This is a genomic window from Bacillus sp. z33 (assembly GCF_058313615.1).
Genome location: NZ_JBZFQN010000002.1, coordinates 736,900 through 754,995 on the forward strand (window position 1 = coordinate 736,900; position 18,096 = coordinate 754,995).

The following is an 18,096-nucleotide window of genomic DNA, read 5'->3' on the forward strand; positions in this document are numbered from 1 at the left end:
GTATTAGGATGATATTCAGTCGTTTACATAGACGTAAAGGAGTGAAAGCATGAGCAAGAAAGTCACTGATATTGTCGAGGAAATGGCTGCCCCTATCCTTGAAGAATTAAACCTCGAGCTCGTTGAAGTAGAGTATGTAAAAGAGGGCAGAAACTGGTTCCTTAGAGTGTATATCGATAAGGAAGACGGTGTGGATATTGAAGAATGTGGCATTGTTTCTGAAAGGTTGAGCGAGAAGCTTGATGAAAAAGATCCTATCTCCAACAACTACTTCCTGGAGGTCTCATCTCCGGGTGCAGAACGTCCACTAAAAAAAGACAGCGATTTTACGAAAGCAGTCGGTAAAAATGTACATATTAAAACATATGAACCGATTGATAATGAAAAAGAGTTTGAAGGTATCTTAAAAGATTTCAATGGCGACACCGTCAGTATTGAAATTAAAATTAAAACACGCATAAAGGAAATAACCATCCCTTATGACAAGATTGCCAAGGCAAGACTAGCTATTAGTTTTTCATAAGGGTTAAAGTTTGTAGGAGGGGATTAGTAAAATGAGTAATGAATTACTCGATGCACTGACCATTTTAGAAAAGGAAAAGGGAATCTCCAGGGATGTACTTATAGAGGCTATTGAAGCAGCACTTGTATCAGCCTATAAGAGAAATTTCAACCAAGCCCAAAATGTACGAGTGGATTTTAATTTAGAAAATGGTTCCATGCGAGTATTTGCGCGTAAAGAAATAGTTGATGAAGTTTTTGATTCCCGCCTTGAAATTTCATTGGAAGAAGCAAAAAGTATCAATCCGAACTATGAAGTTGAAGATGTCCTTGAACTTGAAGTTACACCAAAAAACTTTGGCCGTATCGCAGCACAAACAGCTAAACAAGTTGTGACACAACGTGTTCGTGAAGCTGAAAGAGGCATTGTGTACAATGAGTTCATTGATCGCGAAGAAGATATTATGACAGGTATTGTCCAACGTCGTGATTCAAAATATATTTATGTGGCTCTCGGCAAAACAGAAGCACTGCTTCCGGCCAATGAACAAATGCCGAATGAGTCTTATCAACCACATGAACGCTACAAAGTGTTCCTTACAAAAGTGGAAAAGACATCAAAAGGACCTCAAATTTTTTTGTCCCGTACTCATCCGGGCCTTCTAAAGAGATTGTTTGAACTGGAAGTACCTGAGATTTTTGACGGTACAGTAGAAATAAAATCTGTGGCTCGTGAAGCAGGTGACCGCTCTAAAATATCCGTCCACTCCGATAATTCTGAAGTGGATCCGGTAGGTGCGTGCGTGGGTCCTAAAGGTCAACGCGTACAAGCCATTGTCAATGAACTGAAAGGCGAGAAAATTGATATCGTGAAATGGTCAGAAGATCCGGTTGTTTTCGTAGCCAATGCTTTAAGTCCTTCAAAAGTACTTGAAGTCATTGTGAAAGAAGAAGAAAAAGCAACCACTGTTATTGTACCTGATTATCAACTTTCCTTAGCTATTGGTAAACGTGGACAAAACGCTCGCCTGGCTGCTAAACTTACTGGGTGGAAGATTGATATTAAGAGTGAAACAGATGCACGTGAAGCAGGGATCTATCCTGTTAATCGCCTAGCTGATAATGAAGATGATGAAGAACTCGAGTTTACAGGATTCACATTTGGACTCGATGATGAAAAAGAAGAATGATTCCATTGGTGAGGTGATGATGGTGAACAACCGAAAGAAAGTACCGCTGAGAAAATGTATCGGCACCGGTGAAATGAAACCAAAAAAGGAAATGATCCGGATTGTTCGCTCCAAGGAAGGCGAGGTTTCCATAGATCCAACCGGTAAGAAAGCAGGCCGGGGAGCCTACTTAAGCCTTTCTGAGGAAGCCATTAAAGCTGCCAAAAAGAAGAATAGCCTATCTAATCATCTGGAGGCAGATATAGATTCTTCCATATATGAAGAACTTTTAATGCTGGCTACTAAGGAGAACAAATCACAACCATGATGCAAAAAAAATGGATGTCCCTATTGGGACTCGCATATCGAGCGAGAAAAGTTATTTCCGGGGAAGAATTGGTTATAAAAGAAATACGCTCTCGTCGAGCGAAAATAGTTTTATTATCAAAAGATGCTTCTATAAATACGGAAAAGAAAATCACCGACAAATGTCATTTTTACCATGTACCAATTATCAGGGTTGAAAACCGTACTATGCTTGGAGAAGCAATAGGAAAGGAATCAAGAGTGGTAGTTGCTGTACAAGATGATGGGTTTGCAAAGAAATTAATCTCCTTGCTCGATTAACTAATTCGGGGGTGAAGGAATGGGTAAAGTACGTGTATATGAATATGCGAAGAAGAACAATGTTTCTAGTAAAGTGGTAATTAATAAACTTAAGGACATGGGTATCGAAGTCAGTAATCATATGACGGCTCTTGAGGAACAGGCAGTAGAAAAACTAGAAAAGCTGTTTAATCCAAAATCAGAGAAAGCAGATACCGCTAAAGTTGCAAATACCAATCAAGCTGGAACTAGTCAAAATCAGAACCAGAACCAAAACCGAGGAAATATAAGCGGGCAACAAAAAAATCAAGCAACTAATAATCAGCAAAGAGGTGGCCAGCAAACTTCAAGGCCAGCTCAAAACGCTGATAGACCAAAACCTGGTGTTACTGGAACAAAGGACAATCAGGTTACAAAACAAAATACAAAGAATAAACCGGCAACTAAGGGAAATGAAGGGAAAAAAAGCGTGCAAGATAATCAAAAAAGAGGTAACTTCAAAAATAACCGAAATAGAAAAAATAACCAACGTCATCAAAGTAAATCAACATATCAGCCGATACCTAGAAAAGAAAGAGAATTACCGGAGAAAATTACTTTCACTGAATCTCTGTCTGTACAGGAGTTAAGTAAAAAACTTCACCGTGAACCAAGTGAAATCATTAAGAAATTATTCATGCTTGGAGTCATGGCAACTATTAACCAAATATTGGAAAAAGATGCAATCGAACTGATTTGTGCTGATTATGGCGTAGAAGTAGAAGAAATCATTAAGATAGATGTGACAGATCTTGAAGCTGTCATTGCGGATGATGAAAATCCAGATGAAAATACAGTAGAAAGACCAGCTGTAGTTACAATTATGGGTCACGTCGACCATGGTAAAACAACTTTGCTGGATGCAATCCGACATACAAAAGTTACTGAAGGCGAAGCGGGCGGAATTACGCAGCATATTGGTGCTTATCAAGTAGATGTTGATGGTAAGAAAATCACATTCCTGGATACCCCGGGACATGCTGCTTTCACAACTATGCGTGCACGTGGTGCGCAAGTAACGGATATTACAATTATCGTGGTAGCTGCTGATGATGGAGTAATGCCACAAACAATAGAAGCAATTAACCATGCTAAAGCAGCAGAAGTACCCATCATTGTTGCAGTTAACAAGATGGATAAAGAAGGAGCTAACCCTGAACGTGTGAAACAGGAATTGGTTGAAAATGGCCTGGTACCTGAAGAGTGGGGCGGGGATACTATCTTTGTACCAATGTCTGCGAAAAAAGGGGAAGGAATCGAAACATTGCTTGAAATGATTTTACTTGTAAGCGAAGTAAATGAATATAAGGCAAATCCTGCCCGTAAAGCAATTGGTACAGTTATTGAAGCGGAATTAGATAAAGGCCGTGGATCTGTAGCTACTTTGCTTGTACAAAATGGAACACTGCGCATAGGAGATCCAATTGTTGTTGGGGACACTTTTGGTAAAGTACGTGCGATGGTGAATGATTTAGGCCGTCGTATAAAAGAAGCGGGTCCTTCCACTCCAATCGAAATTACTGGATTAAACGACGTCCCTCAGGCAGGAGATCGCTTCGTTGTATTTGAAGATGAGAAAACAGCCCGTCAAGTTGGGGAAGCGCGTGCTCAAAAACATATTTTAGCTTCACGTAATGAGAGTTCACGTGTAACTCTTGAAAACTTGTTTGATCAATTAAAACAAGGTGAAGTAAAAGAAATTAATATCATTGTAAAAGGTGATGTTCAAGGTTCTGTTGAAGCGGTAGCAGCTTCATTGCAAAAAATTGAAGTTGAAGGCGTAAAAGTTAAAATCATTCACGCAGGCGTTGGTGCAATTACTGAGTCTGATATTATTTTAGCGACTGCTTCCAATGCAATTGTAATTGGATTCAACGTACGTCCGGATGTCAATGCTAAACGTGCTGCTGAAGCTGAAAAAGTAGATGTACGTCTGCACAGAATTATTTATAAAGCAATTGAAGAAATCGAAGCAGCGATGAAAGGTATGCTAGATCCTGAATATGAGGAAAAAGTAATCGGTCAAGCTGAAGTTCGTCAAACAATTAAAATTTCCAAAGTAGGAACCATTGCAGGAAGTTATGTAACAGATGGTAAGATTACGCGTAACAGTGGAATCCGTCTGATTCGTGAAGGCATTGTAATCTTTGAAGGTGAACTGGATACACTTAAACGCTTCAAGGATGATGTGAAAGAAGTAGCGCAGGGTTACGAGTGCGGAATAACTATCAAAAACTTTAATGATATTAAAGAAGGCGATGTTGTCGAAGCATATGTAATGGAGGAAATTAAACGAGCATGATTGCAGCAGCAGAATGTGAATGTTTGATTCCAAATACTCACTCCCTAAAGGAAAAAAGGGCAGTTCTGCAACGTGTCATGACGCGTTTAAAACAAAAATTTAATGTCTCTGTCGCTGAAGTTGATTATCAGGATAGGTGGCAACATACGGTCATTGCCATTGTGGTTGTCTCCTCTTCCAAAATTGCAGCTGAAAAGGAGCTGCAGAAGGCATTGGCATTTCTTGATTCCTTTCCAGAATTGGAAAGGAATTCAACCAATCTAGAATGGCTTTAAAAAGAGGTGAAAAACATGAGCCTTAGATCTACACGTGTGGGAGAGCAAATGAAAAAAGAGCTAAGTGAGATACTTGGCAGGAAAATTAAAGATCCACGAGTAGGATTTGTGACTGTAACAGACGTTGAAGTGACTGGTGACCTTCAGCAGGCCAAAGTTTATATTTCTGTTCTCGGTGATGCTGAGAAAAGAGAGGATACCCTTAAAGGCCTTGCTAAAGCAAAAGGATTTATCCGTTCTGAGCTGGGCCAACGTATTCGCCTGCGAAAAACACCGGAAATCTCTTTTGAATTTGACGAGTCCATTGAATATGGAAATAGAATCGATAATCTGTTACATCAAATTCATGAGGAAAATAAAGATAAACACGAAGAATAGAGGTAAGGATAGACGTAATGTCTATCCCCTTTTTATATTAAAAATTTTAGGAGAACTAGGGTGATAGCGATGAGTCAGTTAAATGGAATCCTGATTCTCAATAAACCAGCAGGATATACGTCACATGACTGTATTATCAAAGTAAGGAAAATACTGAGAATGAAAAAAGTTGGACATACGGGAACATTGGATCCGGATGTGACCGGAGTATTACCTATATGTCTAGGAAAGGCAACCAGGGTAGCTGAGTACATAACGGATGCTGGTAAAGAATACATAGGTGAAGTGACTATTGGCTGGTCAACAACCACTGAAGATGCTTCTGGTGATATAGTAAATCAGAAAAAAATTGAGCGGATAATTAAACGTGCTGAAATTATCCGTATTTTAAACTCACTTACAGGAACAATTGTTCAGACTCCGCCTATTTACTCGGCTGTCAAAGTGAATGGAAAGAGACTGTATGAGTATGCTTTAAAGGGACAGGAAGTGGAGATCCCGTCACGTAAGGTAAATATCTATGAAATTGAGCTCTTAGACGACAGAGAGCTATTTGAAGGTGATTCCATTACCTTTTCTTTTCGGGTTGCCTGTGGTAAAGGAACGTATATCCGAACCCTCTCCTGTATGATAGGAGATCAATTAGGCTATCCTGCGCATATGTCTAAGCTCGTCAGATCGCGTTCAGCATCTTTCACCTTGACCGATGCTATTACACTTGAGGAGCTGGCAGTTCATGCGGAGGAGGGAACCGTTAACGAAGTACTGAAACCTGTTGAAGATGGTGTTGTCAATCTGCCATATATTGAAGTCTCAAAAGAGGCTGCGGAAAAGGTTTGTAACGGTGCTGTCATGACAGCCGACTATTTATCTGCAGGGAATATGGAAAGTCCGTTTGCCGTATTTAATGACCGACATGAACTATTGGCTGTTTATCAGCACCATCCTGAGAAAAAAGGTATGTGTAAACCGGTTAAAGTTATTCCATTTATATAGTATGATAATGATTATGGAGATTGAATTCAGAGGGGAATAAAGATGAAAATAATCAATATTACTCATCCCCATAACTATCATTGGGGAGACTTTCCGCCAATAGCAGCAGCTCTTGGTTATTTTGATGGCGTTCATATCGGCCATCAAAAGGTGATTGAAACGGTTAAACGAATTGGAGAAAAAAAAGGGTTGGCGACAGCAGTGATGACATTTGATCCCCACCCATCTGTCATTTTGAATAAACATATCAAGCATGTAAGGCTCTTAACACCTTTGCAGGATAAAATAGATTTAATGGAGAATATGGGATTGGATTATCTCTTTATTGTCCAATTCACGCCTGATTTTTCACGTCTTTCACCACAACAATTTGTCGATGATTACTTAATATCACTCAATATTAAACATGTGGTTGCCGGTTTCGATTATTCTTATGGGCAATATGGAAAAGGTACCATGCAAACACTGCCGCTTCATTCAAAAGATAAGTTTGATGTCACAACGGTATCAAAACAGGATCTTGGAGAAGAGAAAATTAGCTCAACCCGAATTCGCGAAGAATTGATTAACGGTCATACCGAAACTATCAATCAATTACTAAACAGACATTTCTCGGTTAAAGGAAGTGTTGTGGATGGGGAAAAACGCGGAAGATTATTAGGTTTTCCCACTGCTAATATAAAGATTGATCCGGATTATTATCTTCCAGGGACCGGTGTCTATTGCGTACGTATGAAGGTGCGTGGTAATTGGTATAATGGTATATGTAATGTAGGCTATAAACCTACTTTCCATTTGGAAAAAGAAGAAATACCGACTATAGAAGTACATTTGTTAGATTTTGAAGCTGATATCTATAAAGAAAGAGTCATTGTCGAGTGGCATAAACGTATTCGGAGTGAACAAAAATTTAGTTCCGTGGACGGCCTGGTTGCTCAGCTTAAAAATGATAAAAAATTCGCAATAGAATATTTTGGTTAAAACTAAGCACTTGCTTTTTTTACAGGAACGTAGTATTCTAATTATCGTATGAATAGAACCTTTCCTTGGCTAAGCGCATCACCAACGCTCGCTCAGGACGAGGGGATTTGAAAATTAGGAGGTGAATTAGGATGGCATTAACGCAAGAGCGTAAAAATGAGATCATTAATGAGTACAAAACTCATGAGAGCGATACTGGTTCTCCAGAAGTTCAGATCGCTGTCCTTACTGAACAAATCAACACACTTAACGAACACTTACGCACTCATAAGAAAGACCACCACTCACGTCGCGGTCTTTTAAAAATGGTAGGTAAACGTCGTAACTTACTTACTTATTTGCGTAATAAAGACGTTACACGTTATCGCGAACTAATCAACAAGCTTGGTTTACGTCGATAAACTACTCAGAAAAAGCGGGATTTTTCCCGCTTTTTTGTTATACATAGAGGAGATCATAAAAGTTAGAAGGTATTGTCGCTTTTTAACTCGACAACTATGGAGTATACTAATATTAATTTGATTGAAATCCAACAGATCTTGTCAAAATGATGAGAAACAGGATAAATTTTGTAAGATTATTGTAAGCAGAGAGGAGCAATGAAGAAATGGAGCAAACAAAACGCACATTTTCTTTTGATTGGGCAGGACGTCCATTAACGGTAGAAATCGGCCAATTAGCGAAACAGGCTAATGGTGCTGCGTTAATTCGTTATGGCGATTCAGCCGTTCTAAGTACAGCAGTAGCTTCAAAGGAACCAAAGAATTTAGATTTTTTCCCATTAACAGTAAGCTATGAGGAAAAATTATACGCAGTAGGAAAAATCCCTGGTGGATTTATTAAACGTGAGGGAAGACCAAGTGAGAAGGCAGTTCTGACAAGCCGTCTAATTGACCGTCCAATCCGTCCATTATTTGCTGATGGATTCCGTAATGATGTACAGGTAGTGAGCATGGTTCTTAGTGTAGACCAAAACTGTCCTACGGAAATGGCAGCTATGTTTGGATCTTCACTGGCCCTTTGTGTTTCTGATATTCCATTTGAAGGACCAATTGCCGGTGTAATTGTTGGCCGAGTTGATGGCAAATTTGTTATTAACCCAACGATTGAACAGCTTGAAAATAGTGACATTCATTTGACAGTTGCCGGGACAATGGATGCCATTAACATGGTTGAAGCAGGAGCGCAGGAAGTGCCTGAAGAAACAATGCTGGAAGCAATTATGTTTGGACATGATGAAATCAAAAAATTGATTGCATTCCAAAATGAAATTGTAGCAGCTGTCGGTAAAGAAAAACGTGAAATCACTCTATATGAATTAAATGCTGAGTTGATGGAAGAAATTAAAGCAATGTGTTTAGAAGAATTGCACACGGCTGTGCAAGTACAAGAAAAACACGCTCGTGAAGATGCGATTAAAGTAGTAAAAGAAAAAGTCAAGGCTGTTTACGAAGAAAAAGAAGCGGATGAAGAGACGCTCAAACAAGTAAATGAAATCTTGAGTAAATTGGTAAAAGATGAGGTCCGCCGTTTAATTACAGAAGAAAAAGTACGTCCTGATGGAAGAAATCCTGAAGAAATTCGTCCTTTGTCCTCTGAAGTTGGCTTATTACCTCGTACTCATGGTTCCGGATTATTTACTCGTGGACAAACTCAAGCCCTTTCTATTGCTACACTGGGTGCATTAGGAGATGTTCAGATATTGGACGGGCTTGGCCTTGAAGAGTCTAAGCGCTTCATGCACCATTATAATTTCCCGCATTTCAGTGTTGGAGAAACAGGACCAATCAGAGGACCAGGCAGACGTGAAATCGGACACGGAGCACTTGGTGAAAGAGCACTTGAACCGGTTATTCCTAATGAAAATGATTTTCCATATACAATCCGCCTTGTATCCGAAGTGCTGGAATCAAATGGATCTACCTCTCAGGCAAGTATTTGTGCCAGTACGTTAGCATTGATGGATGCCGGAGTTCCAATCAAAGCCCCGGTAGCAGGTATTGCAATGGGTCTCATTAAGCAAGGAGAACATTATACCGTTCTTTCAGACATCCAAGGAATGGAAGATCATCTGGGTGATATGGACTTTAAAGTGGCAGGTACCGCAAAAGGTGTAACTGCACTACAAATGGATATAAAAATTGCTGGTCTGACTCGTGAAATCCTAGAGGAAGCATTAATGCAAGCTCAAAAAGGAAGAAACCATATTTTGAATCACCTAACGAGCACATTGAACCAACCTCGTGAAGAACTTTCTCAATATGCGCCTAAGATTTTAACAATGGCTATTAAACCTGATAAAATCAGAGATGTTATTGGACCAAGCGGAAAACAAATCAATAAAATTATTGAAGAAACCGGCGTGAAAATCGATATCGAACAAGACGGTACGGTCTATATCGCATCCACTGATCAGTCAATGAATGAAAAAGCAAAAGCGATTATTGAGGATTTAGTTCGCGAAGTTGAAGTTGGCCAAATCTACCTTGGTACGGTGAAACGTATTGAGAAATTTGGATGCTTTGTTGAGATCTTTAAAGGAAAAGACGGTCTTGTCCATATTTCTGAACTGGCAGAAGAACGTGTTGGCAAAGTAGAGGACGTCGTGAAAATTGGTGATGAAATTCTTGTTAAGGTTACTGAAATTGACCGACAAGGAAGAGTTAACCTATCACGTAAAGCAGTTATAAAAGAAGAAAAAGAAAAAGCAGAACAAAAATAAGCATGACGAGTCGGCTAGGAGACATTGGTTTCCTAGTCTTTTAACAATGTTCATTTTTGTTAATAAATCCCTATAGTTCTAACCTGTCCTATCCACTCATACATTTTGTGTGAGGAGGAGAAGCTATGGATAAAAAAATGTTCCAATTCCTTGCATTATGTGCCATTTGCGTTATATCATGGATGTTGGTGCAAAGTCCTTTTATGAACCAATATGTGACAAGCATTCCGAATGGAATGGTTGCTTATGTCACAAATGCAAATGATGAACTTTACCAACAAATTGAACAGGCCGCTGAAAGATACAAACAGGAGCCTGTTGATGCAGTGATTGATCGGGTCTGGAAGAAAACTCCGGGGTACAATGGAATTCAGGTAGACATAGAGAAGTCGTATAAGAAGATGAAACCTAAAGGGAAATTCCAGGAAAATCAACTCGTCTACAAAGAAGTCAGCCCGATAGTCCATTTGAAAGACTTGTCACCCTCACCCATCTATCGTGCAAACCCAAATAAACCTGTCGTATCGTTTATCATTAATGTTGCTTGGGGCAATGAATATATTGCAGGAATGCTGGACACTTTGAAAAAGTCTAAAATCCATGCTACATTTGTAATGGAAGGACGATGGGTAAAAAACAACCCTGAACTTGCCAAAAAAATAGCAGCATCCGGGCATGAGTTGGGGAATCATTCATATACTCATCCAAATATGCAACATTTATCAGCTGCAGCTGCCGAAAAGGAAATCCAGGAAACGAACCGAGTGATTCAAAAAGTGACGGGTCATACGCCGACATTATTTGGACCTCCGAGCGGGAGTTATAACGATCGGACAGTTCAAGTGGCAGCCGGCCTTGGTATGGAAACTATTCTCTGGACAGTTGATACAGTGGATTGGAAAAAACCAACACCAGAAGTACTGACAAAACGGGTTCTAGACCATATACATAAAGGTGCTCTTATTCTTATGCACCCAACAGAATCAACATCAAAATCTTTGGATATATTAATTAAGAAGATTGAGAAGGAATATAAAATCGTGCCTGTAAGTGAGGCATTCAAAGAAGAACGTGTAAGCCCCTGAAGACTTTCCTGTACCCATAAGGGCCGGAAAGATTTCTCTATGCTGTTAAAAGTGTATACATATTAGGTATATTTGAAAAAGGGGACATCATGAATAGGAGGAACGTTTGTTGATAAAAAAATATACATGTCAAAACGGTGTCCGTATAGTTTTGGAAACCATCCCTACTGTTCGTTCAGTGGCAATCGGGGTTTGGATCAAAACTGGTTCAAGAAATGAAGATCAAGTAAACAATGGCATTTCTCATTTTCTGGAGCACATGTTTTTTAAAGGGACAACTACCCGAACTGCGAAAGAAATAGCGGAATCATTTGATCGGATTGGCGGTCAGGTGAATGCTTTTACATCTAAAGAATATACGTGCTACTATGCCAAAGTGTTGGATGATCATGCGCCATATGCTTTGGATGTTCTGGGGGATATGTTCTTCAATTCCACATTTGCCGAAGAGGAACTAAAAAAAGAAAAAAATGTTGTTGGTGAAGAAATCAAAATGTATGAAGATACACCTGATGATATTGTTCATGATATTCTGAGCCAGGCTGTTTTTGAAAAACATCCACTTGGTTACCCAATCTTAGGCACAGAAAAAATTCTGGATACAATCAACCCGGAGACATTGAAACAGTATGTTTATAATCACTATACTCCAGATAAGGTCGTTATCTCCGTTGCAGGCAATGTTGATGAGAGTTTTATCAAACAGGTTGAAAAGTTATTTGGAAGTTATGAGGGCGGGACAGCGCGGCCTGAATTGGAAATTCCAACCTTCCATACGAATAAGATTGTTAGAAAAAAGGATACCGAACAAGCCCATCTATGTCTTGGTTTTAACGGTTATGATATAGGAAATGAAAAAATTTACAGCTTAATAACGCTTAACAATGTATTAGGCGGATCGATGAGCAGCCGTTTATTCCAGAATGTGCGTGAAGAAAAGGGGCTTGCTTACAGTGTCTATTCCTACCATACTTCCTATCAGGATAATGGTGTGGTTGTTATTTATGGCGGAACTGGTGCCAATCAGGTCCAGGAGCTATTCAATACGATTCAGGACACTCTTAATGAATTGCGCAATGAAGGGATTACCGGCAAAGAACTTGATAATTGCAAAGAGCAACTGAAAGGCAGTCTGATGTTAAGTTTAGAAAGCACAAACAGCCGAATGAGCCGTAATGGTAAAAATGAGCTCTTACTGGGAAAACACCGTTCCCTCGATGATATTGTAGAATTGATTGATGCTGTTTCTGTTAACAGTGTAAATGATTGCATCAAAGATATATTTACTGACTCCTATGCAGCGGCTTTAGTTGGGCCGCAAGATAAGTGGAACTTATAAATAATAAAAAAGCAAGCCTTCTTTTAATCCATTGGATTATTAGCAGGCTTGCTTTTTTATTTATTATTAGGCAGTACCCGGATTAACTTTCTCTTCTAAAAGTATGCCACCCCTTCATATAGTTTAGAGTAAGCAAATGAAAGAGGAGTGGCCTAAATGAAGCTGAGTGAATTAAGCGGCAAAGAGATTGTGGATGTTAAAAAAGCAGAACGATTAGGGGTACTTGGCCAAACAGACCTTGAGATAGATGAATTATCCGGTCAAATTACTGCTCTTTTAATCCCATCGGGTAAATGGTTTGGATTCAGAAAAAATGGAAATGAAGTACGCGTCCGCTGGAGTCATATACAAACAATAGGTACGGATATGATCATCATAGATATTCCTAATGAAAATACAATAACGGATTCTTAAAAAACGCCAAGGTGCGTTTTTTTTTGTTGGTCCCGGTTTTTATCACCGATGCCTTCTACTTTTCATATTATGAGATTGAATGAATTGATCTTTATAAAATAAAGAAGGTGAAAATCTTCCATGCTCACAGGAATGAATATTGCCGTCCTCGGTGGAGATGCCAGGCAGCTTGAAGTGATTCGCAAATTAACCGAGTTGGATGCAAAGGTGTATTTAACAGGTTTTGAACAATTAGCACATGCTTACACGGGAGCAGTTAAGGAAAGTCTGGAAGATTTGCCTGTTAAAGAGCTGGATGCCATTATTTTGCCTGTTCCAGGTACAAATATGGATGGGAAGCTGGATACTATTTTTTCAAACAGACAAATCATCCTCACGGAAGCTTTTTTAAAAGAAACACCGGAACATTGTACAATCTATTCGGGTATTAGCAATGATTACTTAAACAATATAACGAAACAGACAAATCGTAAATTAGTCCAATTATTTGAACGGGATGATATAGCTATATACAATTCCATTCCCACCGTTGAAGGGACAATAATGATGGCTATTCAGCATACAGATTTTACGATTCATGGGTCTAATGTGCTAGTCCTTGGATTGGGGAGAGTCGGGATGAGTGTGGCCCGAGCTTTTCATGGACTTGGAGCCAAAGTTCGTGTGGGTGCCCGTAAATCAGAACATATAGCCAGAATAACGGAAATGGGTTTGACTCCTTTTCTATTAACAGAATTGGAATCTATTGTTGAAAATGTTGATATTTGTATAAATACTGTGCCTCATAAGATTATTACAGCCGTAATCATCTCAAAAATGCCAACAAGAACATTGATTATTGATTTAGCATCGAAACCGGGCGGGACAGACTTCAGATATGCAGAAAAACGTGGAATAAAGGCTATTTTAGCACCTGGATTGCCTGGAATAGTGGCACCTAAAACGGCTGGCCAAATTATGGCTAATGTACTGGGCCAATTACTTCTGGATGATTTAGGAAATGGAAGGGAGATATAATAATGGATGTCAAGGGATTGAGAATAGGATTCGGATTAACAGGATCCCACTGTACGTATGATGAAGTCTATCCACAAATTGAAAAACTGGTTCACGCTGGGGCAGAGGTTGTTCCGGTTGTTAGTTATACGGTTAAAAATACGGATACGAGATTTGGCAAAGGTGAAGATTGGATAGCGAAAATTGAAAAACTGACAAACAAAAAAGTGATCGATACCATTGTCGATGCAGAGCCCTTAGGTCCCAAATTTCCATTGGATTGTATGGTAATCGCGCCAATGACTGGTGTTTCGATGAGTAAATTTGCAAATGCACAAAATGATTCACCAGTACTAATGGCTGCCAAAGCAACTATTAGGAATCATCGTCCGGTTGTACTCGGGATCTCAACAAATGATGCACTTGGTTTAAATGGTGTGAATTTAATGAGATTGCTAAGTACTAAAGATATATACTTTATTCCATTTGGCCAGGATGACCCCTTAAAAAAACCAAATTCAATGGTGGCCAGAATGGAGAGTCTATTAGAGACGGTGGAATATGCTCTAGAAGCTAAACAAGTCCAGCCTATTATAATTGAAAGATACAGAGATTAATGTGGATGATTTAAAAAAATGACATGTTATGATATATTTTAAAGAAGAATATATTCATTGTTCTGAAAAGAATGTTGCCCTTTTATAAATAAATATAAAAATAATCTTGACAACATTTCTACTTTTACTGTTGCAGTTTACAGTTAGACAAATACAGAAATTATAGGAAGGGGAAACATCCATGAATGAAAAAAAATTGCATGTAGCTGTAGTGGGGGCCACTGGGGCCGTCGGACAGCAAATGATTGAAACACTACAAAAAAGAAAATTCCCTATCGGAAAAATAAGTCTGTTATCCTCTTCTCGATCTGCTGGTAAACAAGTTGAATTTAACAGTGAGACCGTAACGATACAGGAAGCTAAGCCAGAGAGCTTCGAAGGGGTCGATATAGCTCTGTTCAGTGCGGGTGGAAGTATATCAAAAGCACTAGCTCCAGAGGCGGTTAAAAGAGGTGCCATCGTTGTGGATAATACAAGTGCATTTCGTATGGAAGAGAATGTCCCGCTTGTAGTTCCTGAAGTAAATGAGGAAGATCTTCATAAGCATCAGGGAATTATTGCGAATCCGAACTGTTCGACTATCCAAATGGTTGCAGCACTTGAACCAATTAGAAAATCTTACGGACTTAAAAAAGTTATTGTTTCCACCTACCAGGCTGTTTCCGGTGCAGGTGCAGCAGCTGTTGAGGAATTAAATAGGCAAACAGGCGACATTTTAGCCGGCAGGGCCGTTAACCCATCTATATTACCTGTTAAAGGTGCAGACAAACATCATCAGATCGCTTTTAATGCTATTCCTCAGATAGATATCTTTGAGGATAATGGGTATACGTATGAAGAAATGAAAATGATAAATGAGACGAAAAAAATTATGCATATGCCTTCCCTGCAGGTTGCTGCTACTTGTGTTCGCCTTCCTATTGCAGTGGGTCATTCTGAATCTGTGTACTTTGAAATTGAAAGTAACGGTGTCAGTGCTGAGGAAATAAAAGGATTGTTAATGGATGCTCCAGGAGTTGTCCTGCAGGATGATCCTGCCAATCAGGTTTATCCCATGCCAGCAGATTGCGTTGGAAAAAATGAAGTGTTTGTTGGAAGAGTTAGGAAAGATTTGGACGAAGAGAGCGGGTTCCATATGTGGGTGGTATCAGATAACCTTTTAAAAGGGGCTGCATGGAATTCTGTCCAGATCGCCGAGAGCCTAGTCCGATTAGGTCTTGTATAATCAAGGATATATATAAGATATTCTGGCCTTCCTATTATTCTTTAAATATGAAGGCCAATTTTGGGGTGGAATAGTGAAAATCATCGTTCAAAAGTTTGGCGGTACATCTGTTAAGGATGCAGAAAGCAGAAAGTATGCGTTTCAACATATTAGAAGAGGTTTAGATAAAGGATATAAAATAGTAGTAGTTGTATCGGCAATGGGAAGAAAAGGCGATCCATATGCAACAGATTCATTGCTCTCACTTGTGAATGAAAACGGAATGCACCTGGGAGAGCGCGAGCAGGACTTGCTATTATCATGCGGGGAAATTATTTCAGCGGTTGTATTTACCAATATGCTCCTTGAAGAAGGTATACAGGCAACTGCTTTAACTGGAGGACAGGCCGGTTTCAGAACGAATACTGATTATACAAATGCGAAAATCATGGAAATGAAGACCGATAGACTGATTGATGAATTAGCTAAATCAGACGTTGTCGTTGTAACCGGTTTTCAGGGGATAGCTGAAAATGGGGATATAACAACAATAGGCCGTGGAGGCAGTGATACATCTGCTGCAGCCCTTGGCGCCGCATTAAAGGCTGACTATGTTGATATATTCACTGATGTGGAAGGCATCATGACAGCAGATCCCCGTATCGCCGAGCAAGCCAGACCTTTGTCTGTAGTAACCTATACAGAGGTATGTAATATGGCATATCAAGGCGCTAAAGTTATTCATCCGCGAGCGGTTGAAATAGCGATGCAGGCTAAAGTTCCTTTGCGAATCCGTTCAACCTATTCTGAAGGTGAAGGGACGTTGGTGACAGGTCACCCGAAACACCGGCGCGGCAGCGATATTCAGGAACGTCTTGTTACAGGTATTGCACATGTGAATAATATTACTCAGATTAAAGTAAAAGCCAAAGAAAACCAGTATAATTTGCAGACTGAAGTCTTTACAGCTATGGCAAATTCGGCAATAAGCGTAGACTTTATCAATATTTACCCGAATGGTACTGTATATACAGTCTCTAATAAGGACGCAGATAAAGCGATAGCAGTATTACATGAATTAGGCTATGAGCCTCGCGTGCAACCAAACTGTGCCAAAGTATCTGTCGTTGGGGCCGGAATAACTGGAGTGCCTGGAGTCACGGCAAAAATTGTCACTCCGCTGTCCGAACGTGGAATACAGATTCTGCAATCGGCAGATAGTCACACTACAATTTGGGTATTGGTTAAAGAAAAAGATTTAGTTGAAGCAGTAAATGCTTTACATGATGCGTTTAATCTCCATTTACTGGATGAACATCTAACTGAATGGCGAGAAATGGCTGAATAATAAAATTTAGGGATTGGAAGTGGTAGAATGGGTCTTTTTGGACGTGTGTCCACCGCAATGGTAACCCCTTTTGATAATAAAGGGAATATAGATTTTGTTAAGACAGCAAAATTAATTGATTATTTAATTGAGACAGGAACAGATTCATTGGTGATATCAGGAACTACCGGAGAATCTCCTACATTATCAACAGAAGAAAAAATAGCTCTATTTGAATATGTTGTGAAAATTGTTAATAAACGGATCCCTGTTATAGCCGGAACAGGCTCAAATAACACGTATGCATCCATACATTTGACGAAAAAGGCAGAAGCTGCCGGTGTGGATGCGATTATGCTTGTAGCTCCTTATTATAATAAACCAAACCAGGAAGGGCTGTATCAGCACTTCAAGACTGTAGCTGAAGCTACATCACTGCCTGTAATGGTATATAATATACCAGGAAGATCGGTAACAAATATTCAACCGGAAACGGTTATTCGCCTGGCAAAGATTCCAAATATTGTCGCAGTGAAAGAGGCAAGCGGTGATTTAAATGCAATGACTAAAATCATTGCCAATACACCGGCTGATTTTGAATTATATTGTGGCGATGACGTATTAACACTTCCGGTACTTTCTATCGGAGGGGCAGGTGTTGTTTCGGTGGCTTCTCATATCGTTGGACGTGACATACAACAAATGATTGGGTATTTCTTTGATGGTGAAATTGCTGAAGCGGCCAAAATGCATCAGAAGTTGCTTCCTGTCATTGAGGGATTATTCATGGCGCCAAGTCCTGCTCCTGTCAAGACAGCTTTACAAATCAAGGGGATGAGCGTGGGATCTGTCCGATTGCCGCTTGTGCCTCTTAATGAAGCTGAACGTAGTACATTAATAAATCTATTAAACATGCTTAATTAAGTTTATCTATTTTTCAAGTCTGATGGGGTAAGCCAATTCTTTGCAATTGGCTTATCTATCTATTGGATTATATTATACATATTTGGGTTTATTTATTTCATATTATCTAACCAGAAGGACATTGGAACTTTTGTGATATAAAGCAGTGAAATATAAAGCATGAAGTTTAGGCACATACTGGACATTAAAATGGTTTTATTGTAAATAATGTTACAAGTTAG

The 18,096-nt window shown here is 39.4% G+C and carries 19 protein-coding genes; all 19 read left to right on the forward strand.

From position 1 onward, the window contains the following. The first annotated feature begins 49 nt into the window (after positions 1-49). On the forward strand, positions 50-523 hold the full coding sequence (gene rimP, locus AC4G3L_RS10640; protein WP_491076926.1) for a ribosome maturation factor RimP: 474 nt from the start codon (positions 50-52) through the stop codon (positions 521-523). A gap of 31 nt (positions 524-554) precedes the next feature. Continuing rightward, positions 555-1,691, forward strand: a complete 1,137-nt coding sequence (gene nusA / locus AC4G3L_RS10645; protein WP_491076927.1) for a transcription termination factor NusA — start codon at positions 555-557, stop codon at positions 1,689-1,691. Positions 1,692-1,707: 16 nt separating this feature from the next. Beyond that, a complete protein-coding gene (gene rnpM, locus AC4G3L_RS10650; RefSeq protein ID WP_491077192.1) occupies positions 1,708-1,998 on the forward strand; it encodes an RNase P modulator RnpM in 291 nt (96 codons plus the stop codon). Continuing rightward, positions 1,995-2,297 carry a YlxQ family RNA-binding protein gene (locus AC4G3L_RS10655; protein WP_491076928.1) on the forward strand — a complete coding sequence of 101 codons (303 nt, stop codon included), beginning with the start codon at positions 1,995-1,997 and terminating at the stop codon, positions 2,295-2,297. Before rnpM ends, AC4G3L_RS10655 begins: the two co-directional genes overlap by 4 nt. Before the next feature lie 19 nt (positions 2,298-2,316). After that, positions 2,317-4,617 carry a translation initiation factor IF-2 gene (infB, locus tag AC4G3L_RS10660; RefSeq protein ID WP_491076929.1) on the forward strand — a complete coding sequence of 767 codons (2,301 nt, stop codon included), beginning with the start codon at positions 2,317-2,319 and terminating at the stop codon, positions 4,615-4,617. After that, complete coding sequence (locus tag AC4G3L_RS10665) at positions 4,614-4,892, forward strand: DUF503 domain-containing protein (protein ID WP_491076930.1); 279 nt, start codon at positions 4,614-4,616, stop codon at positions 4,890-4,892. The genes infB and AC4G3L_RS10665 overlap by 4 nt, the downstream gene beginning before the upstream one ends. A 15-nt stretch (positions 4,893-4,907) precedes the next feature. Beyond that, positions 4,908-5,270: a 30S ribosome-binding factor RbfA gene (gene rbfA, locus AC4G3L_RS10670; protein WP_491076931.1), complete on the forward strand. Its 363-nt coding sequence runs from the start codon at positions 4,908-4,910 to the stop codon at positions 5,268-5,270. Positions 5,271-5,339: 69 nt separating this feature from the next. Continuing rightward, positions 5,340-6,266, forward strand: coding sequence for a tRNA pseudouridine(55) synthase TruB (gene truB, locus AC4G3L_RS10675; protein ID WP_491076932.1), 927 nt, complete (start codon positions 5,340-5,342; stop codon positions 6,264-6,266). 42 nt (positions 6,267-6,308) lie between these two features. Further along, entirely contained in the window at positions 6,309-7,247 is a 939-nt protein-coding gene (ribF, locus tag AC4G3L_RS10680; RefSeq protein ID WP_491076933.1) for a bifunctional riboflavin kinase/FAD synthetase, read from the forward strand. A gap of 131 nt (positions 7,248-7,378) precedes the next feature. Then, positions 7,379-7,648 carry a 30S ribosomal protein S15 gene (gene rpsO / locus AC4G3L_RS10685; RefSeq protein WP_066100335.1) on the forward strand — a complete coding sequence of 90 codons (270 nt, stop codon included), beginning with the start codon at positions 7,379-7,381 and terminating at the stop codon, positions 7,646-7,648. A 206-nt stretch (positions 7,649-7,854) separates the two neighbouring features. Further along, positions 7,855-9,969, forward strand: a complete 2,115-nt coding sequence (gene pnp / locus AC4G3L_RS10690; protein ID WP_491076934.1) for a polyribonucleotide nucleotidyltransferase — start codon at positions 7,855-7,857, stop codon at positions 9,967-9,969. 125 nt (positions 9,970-10,094) lie between these two features. Continuing rightward, on the forward strand, positions 10,095-11,054 hold the full coding sequence (locus tag AC4G3L_RS10695) for a polysaccharide deacetylase family protein (protein ID WP_491076935.1): 960 nt from the start codon (positions 10,095-10,097) through the stop codon (positions 11,052-11,054). Between the two features lie 109 nt (positions 11,055-11,163). Further along, positions 11,164-12,393: a M16 family metallopeptidase gene (locus AC4G3L_RS10700; protein WP_491076936.1), complete on the forward strand. Its 1,230-nt coding sequence runs from the start codon at positions 11,164-11,166 to the stop codon at positions 12,391-12,393. 156 nt (positions 12,394-12,549) lie between these two features. Next, positions 12,550-12,807, forward strand: coding sequence for a YlmC/YmxH family sporulation protein (locus AC4G3L_RS10705; protein WP_491076937.1), 258 nt, complete (start codon positions 12,550-12,552; stop codon positions 12,805-12,807). Positions 12,808-12,927: 120 nt separating this feature from the next. Then, positions 12,928-13,824, forward strand: coding sequence for a dipicolinic acid synthetase subunit A (gene dpaA / locus AC4G3L_RS10710; protein WP_491076938.1), 897 nt, complete (start codon positions 12,928-12,930; stop codon positions 13,822-13,824). A 2-nt stretch (positions 13,825-13,826) separates the two neighbouring features. Then, positions 13,827-14,420, forward strand: a complete 594-nt coding sequence (gene dpaB / locus AC4G3L_RS10715) for a dipicolinate synthase subunit B (protein ID WP_491076939.1) — start codon at positions 13,827-13,829, stop codon at positions 14,418-14,420. Between the two features lie 181 nt (positions 14,421-14,601). After that, on the forward strand, positions 14,602-15,645 hold the full coding sequence (asd, locus tag AC4G3L_RS10720) for an aspartate-semialdehyde dehydrogenase (RefSeq protein WP_491076940.1): 1,044 nt from the start codon (positions 14,602-14,604) through the stop codon (positions 15,643-15,645). Between the two features lie 73 nt (positions 15,646-15,718). Beyond that, positions 15,719-16,972, forward strand: coding sequence for an aspartate kinase (gene dapG, locus AC4G3L_RS10725; RefSeq protein WP_491076941.1), 1,254 nt, complete (start codon positions 15,719-15,721; stop codon positions 16,970-16,972). 27 nt (positions 16,973-16,999) lie between these two features. Next, positions 17,000-17,875, forward strand: a complete 876-nt coding sequence (gene dapA, locus AC4G3L_RS10730; RefSeq protein ID WP_491076942.1) for a 4-hydroxy-tetrahydrodipicolinate synthase — start codon at positions 17,000-17,002, stop codon at positions 17,873-17,875. The last annotated feature ends 221 nt before the right edge of the window (positions 17,876-18,096 follow it).

Excerpts from the sequence above, each read along its gene's own strand:
- rimP (WP_491076926.1), top strand. The coding sequence starts at position 50 with ATGAGCAAGAAAGTCACTGATATTGTCGAGGAAATGGCTGCCCCTATC.
- rpsO (WP_066100335.1), top strand. The coding sequence starts at position 7,379 with ATGGCATTAACGCAAGAGCGTAAAAATGAGATCATTAATGAGTACAAA.
- AC4G3L_RS10665 (WP_491076930.1), top strand. The coding sequence starts at position 4,614 with ATGATTGCAGCAGCAGAATGTGAATGTTTGATTCCAAATACTCACTCC.
- rnpM (WP_491077192.1), top strand. The coding sequence starts at position 1,708 with ATGATGGTGAACAACCGAAAGAAAGTACCGCTGAGAAAATGTATCGGC.
- nusA (WP_491076927.1), top strand. The coding sequence starts at position 555 with ATGAGTAATGAATTACTCGATGCACTGACCATTTTAGAAAAGGAAAAG.
- asd (WP_491076940.1), top strand. The coding sequence starts at position 14,602 with ATGAATGAAAAAAAATTGCATGTAGCTGTAGTGGGGGCCACTGGGGCC.
- pnp (WP_491076934.1), top strand. The coding sequence starts at position 7,855 with ATGGAGCAAACAAAACGCACATTTTCTTTTGATTGGGCAGGACGTCCA.
- infB (WP_491076929.1), top strand. The coding sequence starts at position 2,317 with ATGGGTAAAGTACGTGTATATGAATATGCGAAGAAGAACAATGTTTCT.
- AC4G3L_RS10655 (WP_491076928.1), top strand. The coding sequence starts at position 1,995 with ATGATGCAAAAAAAATGGATGTCCCTATTGGGACTCGCATATCGAGCG.
- AC4G3L_RS10705 (WP_491076937.1), top strand. The coding sequence starts at position 12,550 with ATGAAGCTGAGTGAATTAAGCGGCAAAGAGATTGTGGATGTTAAAAAA.
- dapA (WP_491076942.1), top strand. The coding sequence starts at position 17,000 with ATGGGTCTTTTTGGACGTGTGTCCACCGCAATGGTAACCCCTTTTGAT.
- AC4G3L_RS10695 (WP_491076935.1), top strand. The coding sequence starts at position 10,095 with ATGGATAAAAAAATGTTCCAATTCCTTGCATTATGTGCCATTTGCGTT.
- dpaA (WP_491076938.1), top strand. The coding sequence starts at position 12,928 with ATGCTCACAGGAATGAATATTGCCGTCCTCGGTGGAGATGCCAGGCAG.
- ribF (WP_491076933.1), top strand. The coding sequence starts at position 6,309 with ATGAAAATAATCAATATTACTCATCCCCATAACTATCATTGGGGAGAC.
- rbfA (WP_491076931.1), top strand. The coding sequence starts at position 4,908 with ATGAGCCTTAGATCTACACGTGTGGGAGAGCAAATGAAAAAAGAGCTA.
- truB (WP_491076932.1), top strand. The coding sequence starts at position 5,340 with ATGAGTCAGTTAAATGGAATCCTGATTCTCAATAAACCAGCAGGATAT.
- dpaB (WP_491076939.1), top strand. The coding sequence starts at position 13,827 with ATGGATGTCAAGGGATTGAGAATAGGATTCGGATTAACAGGATCCCAC.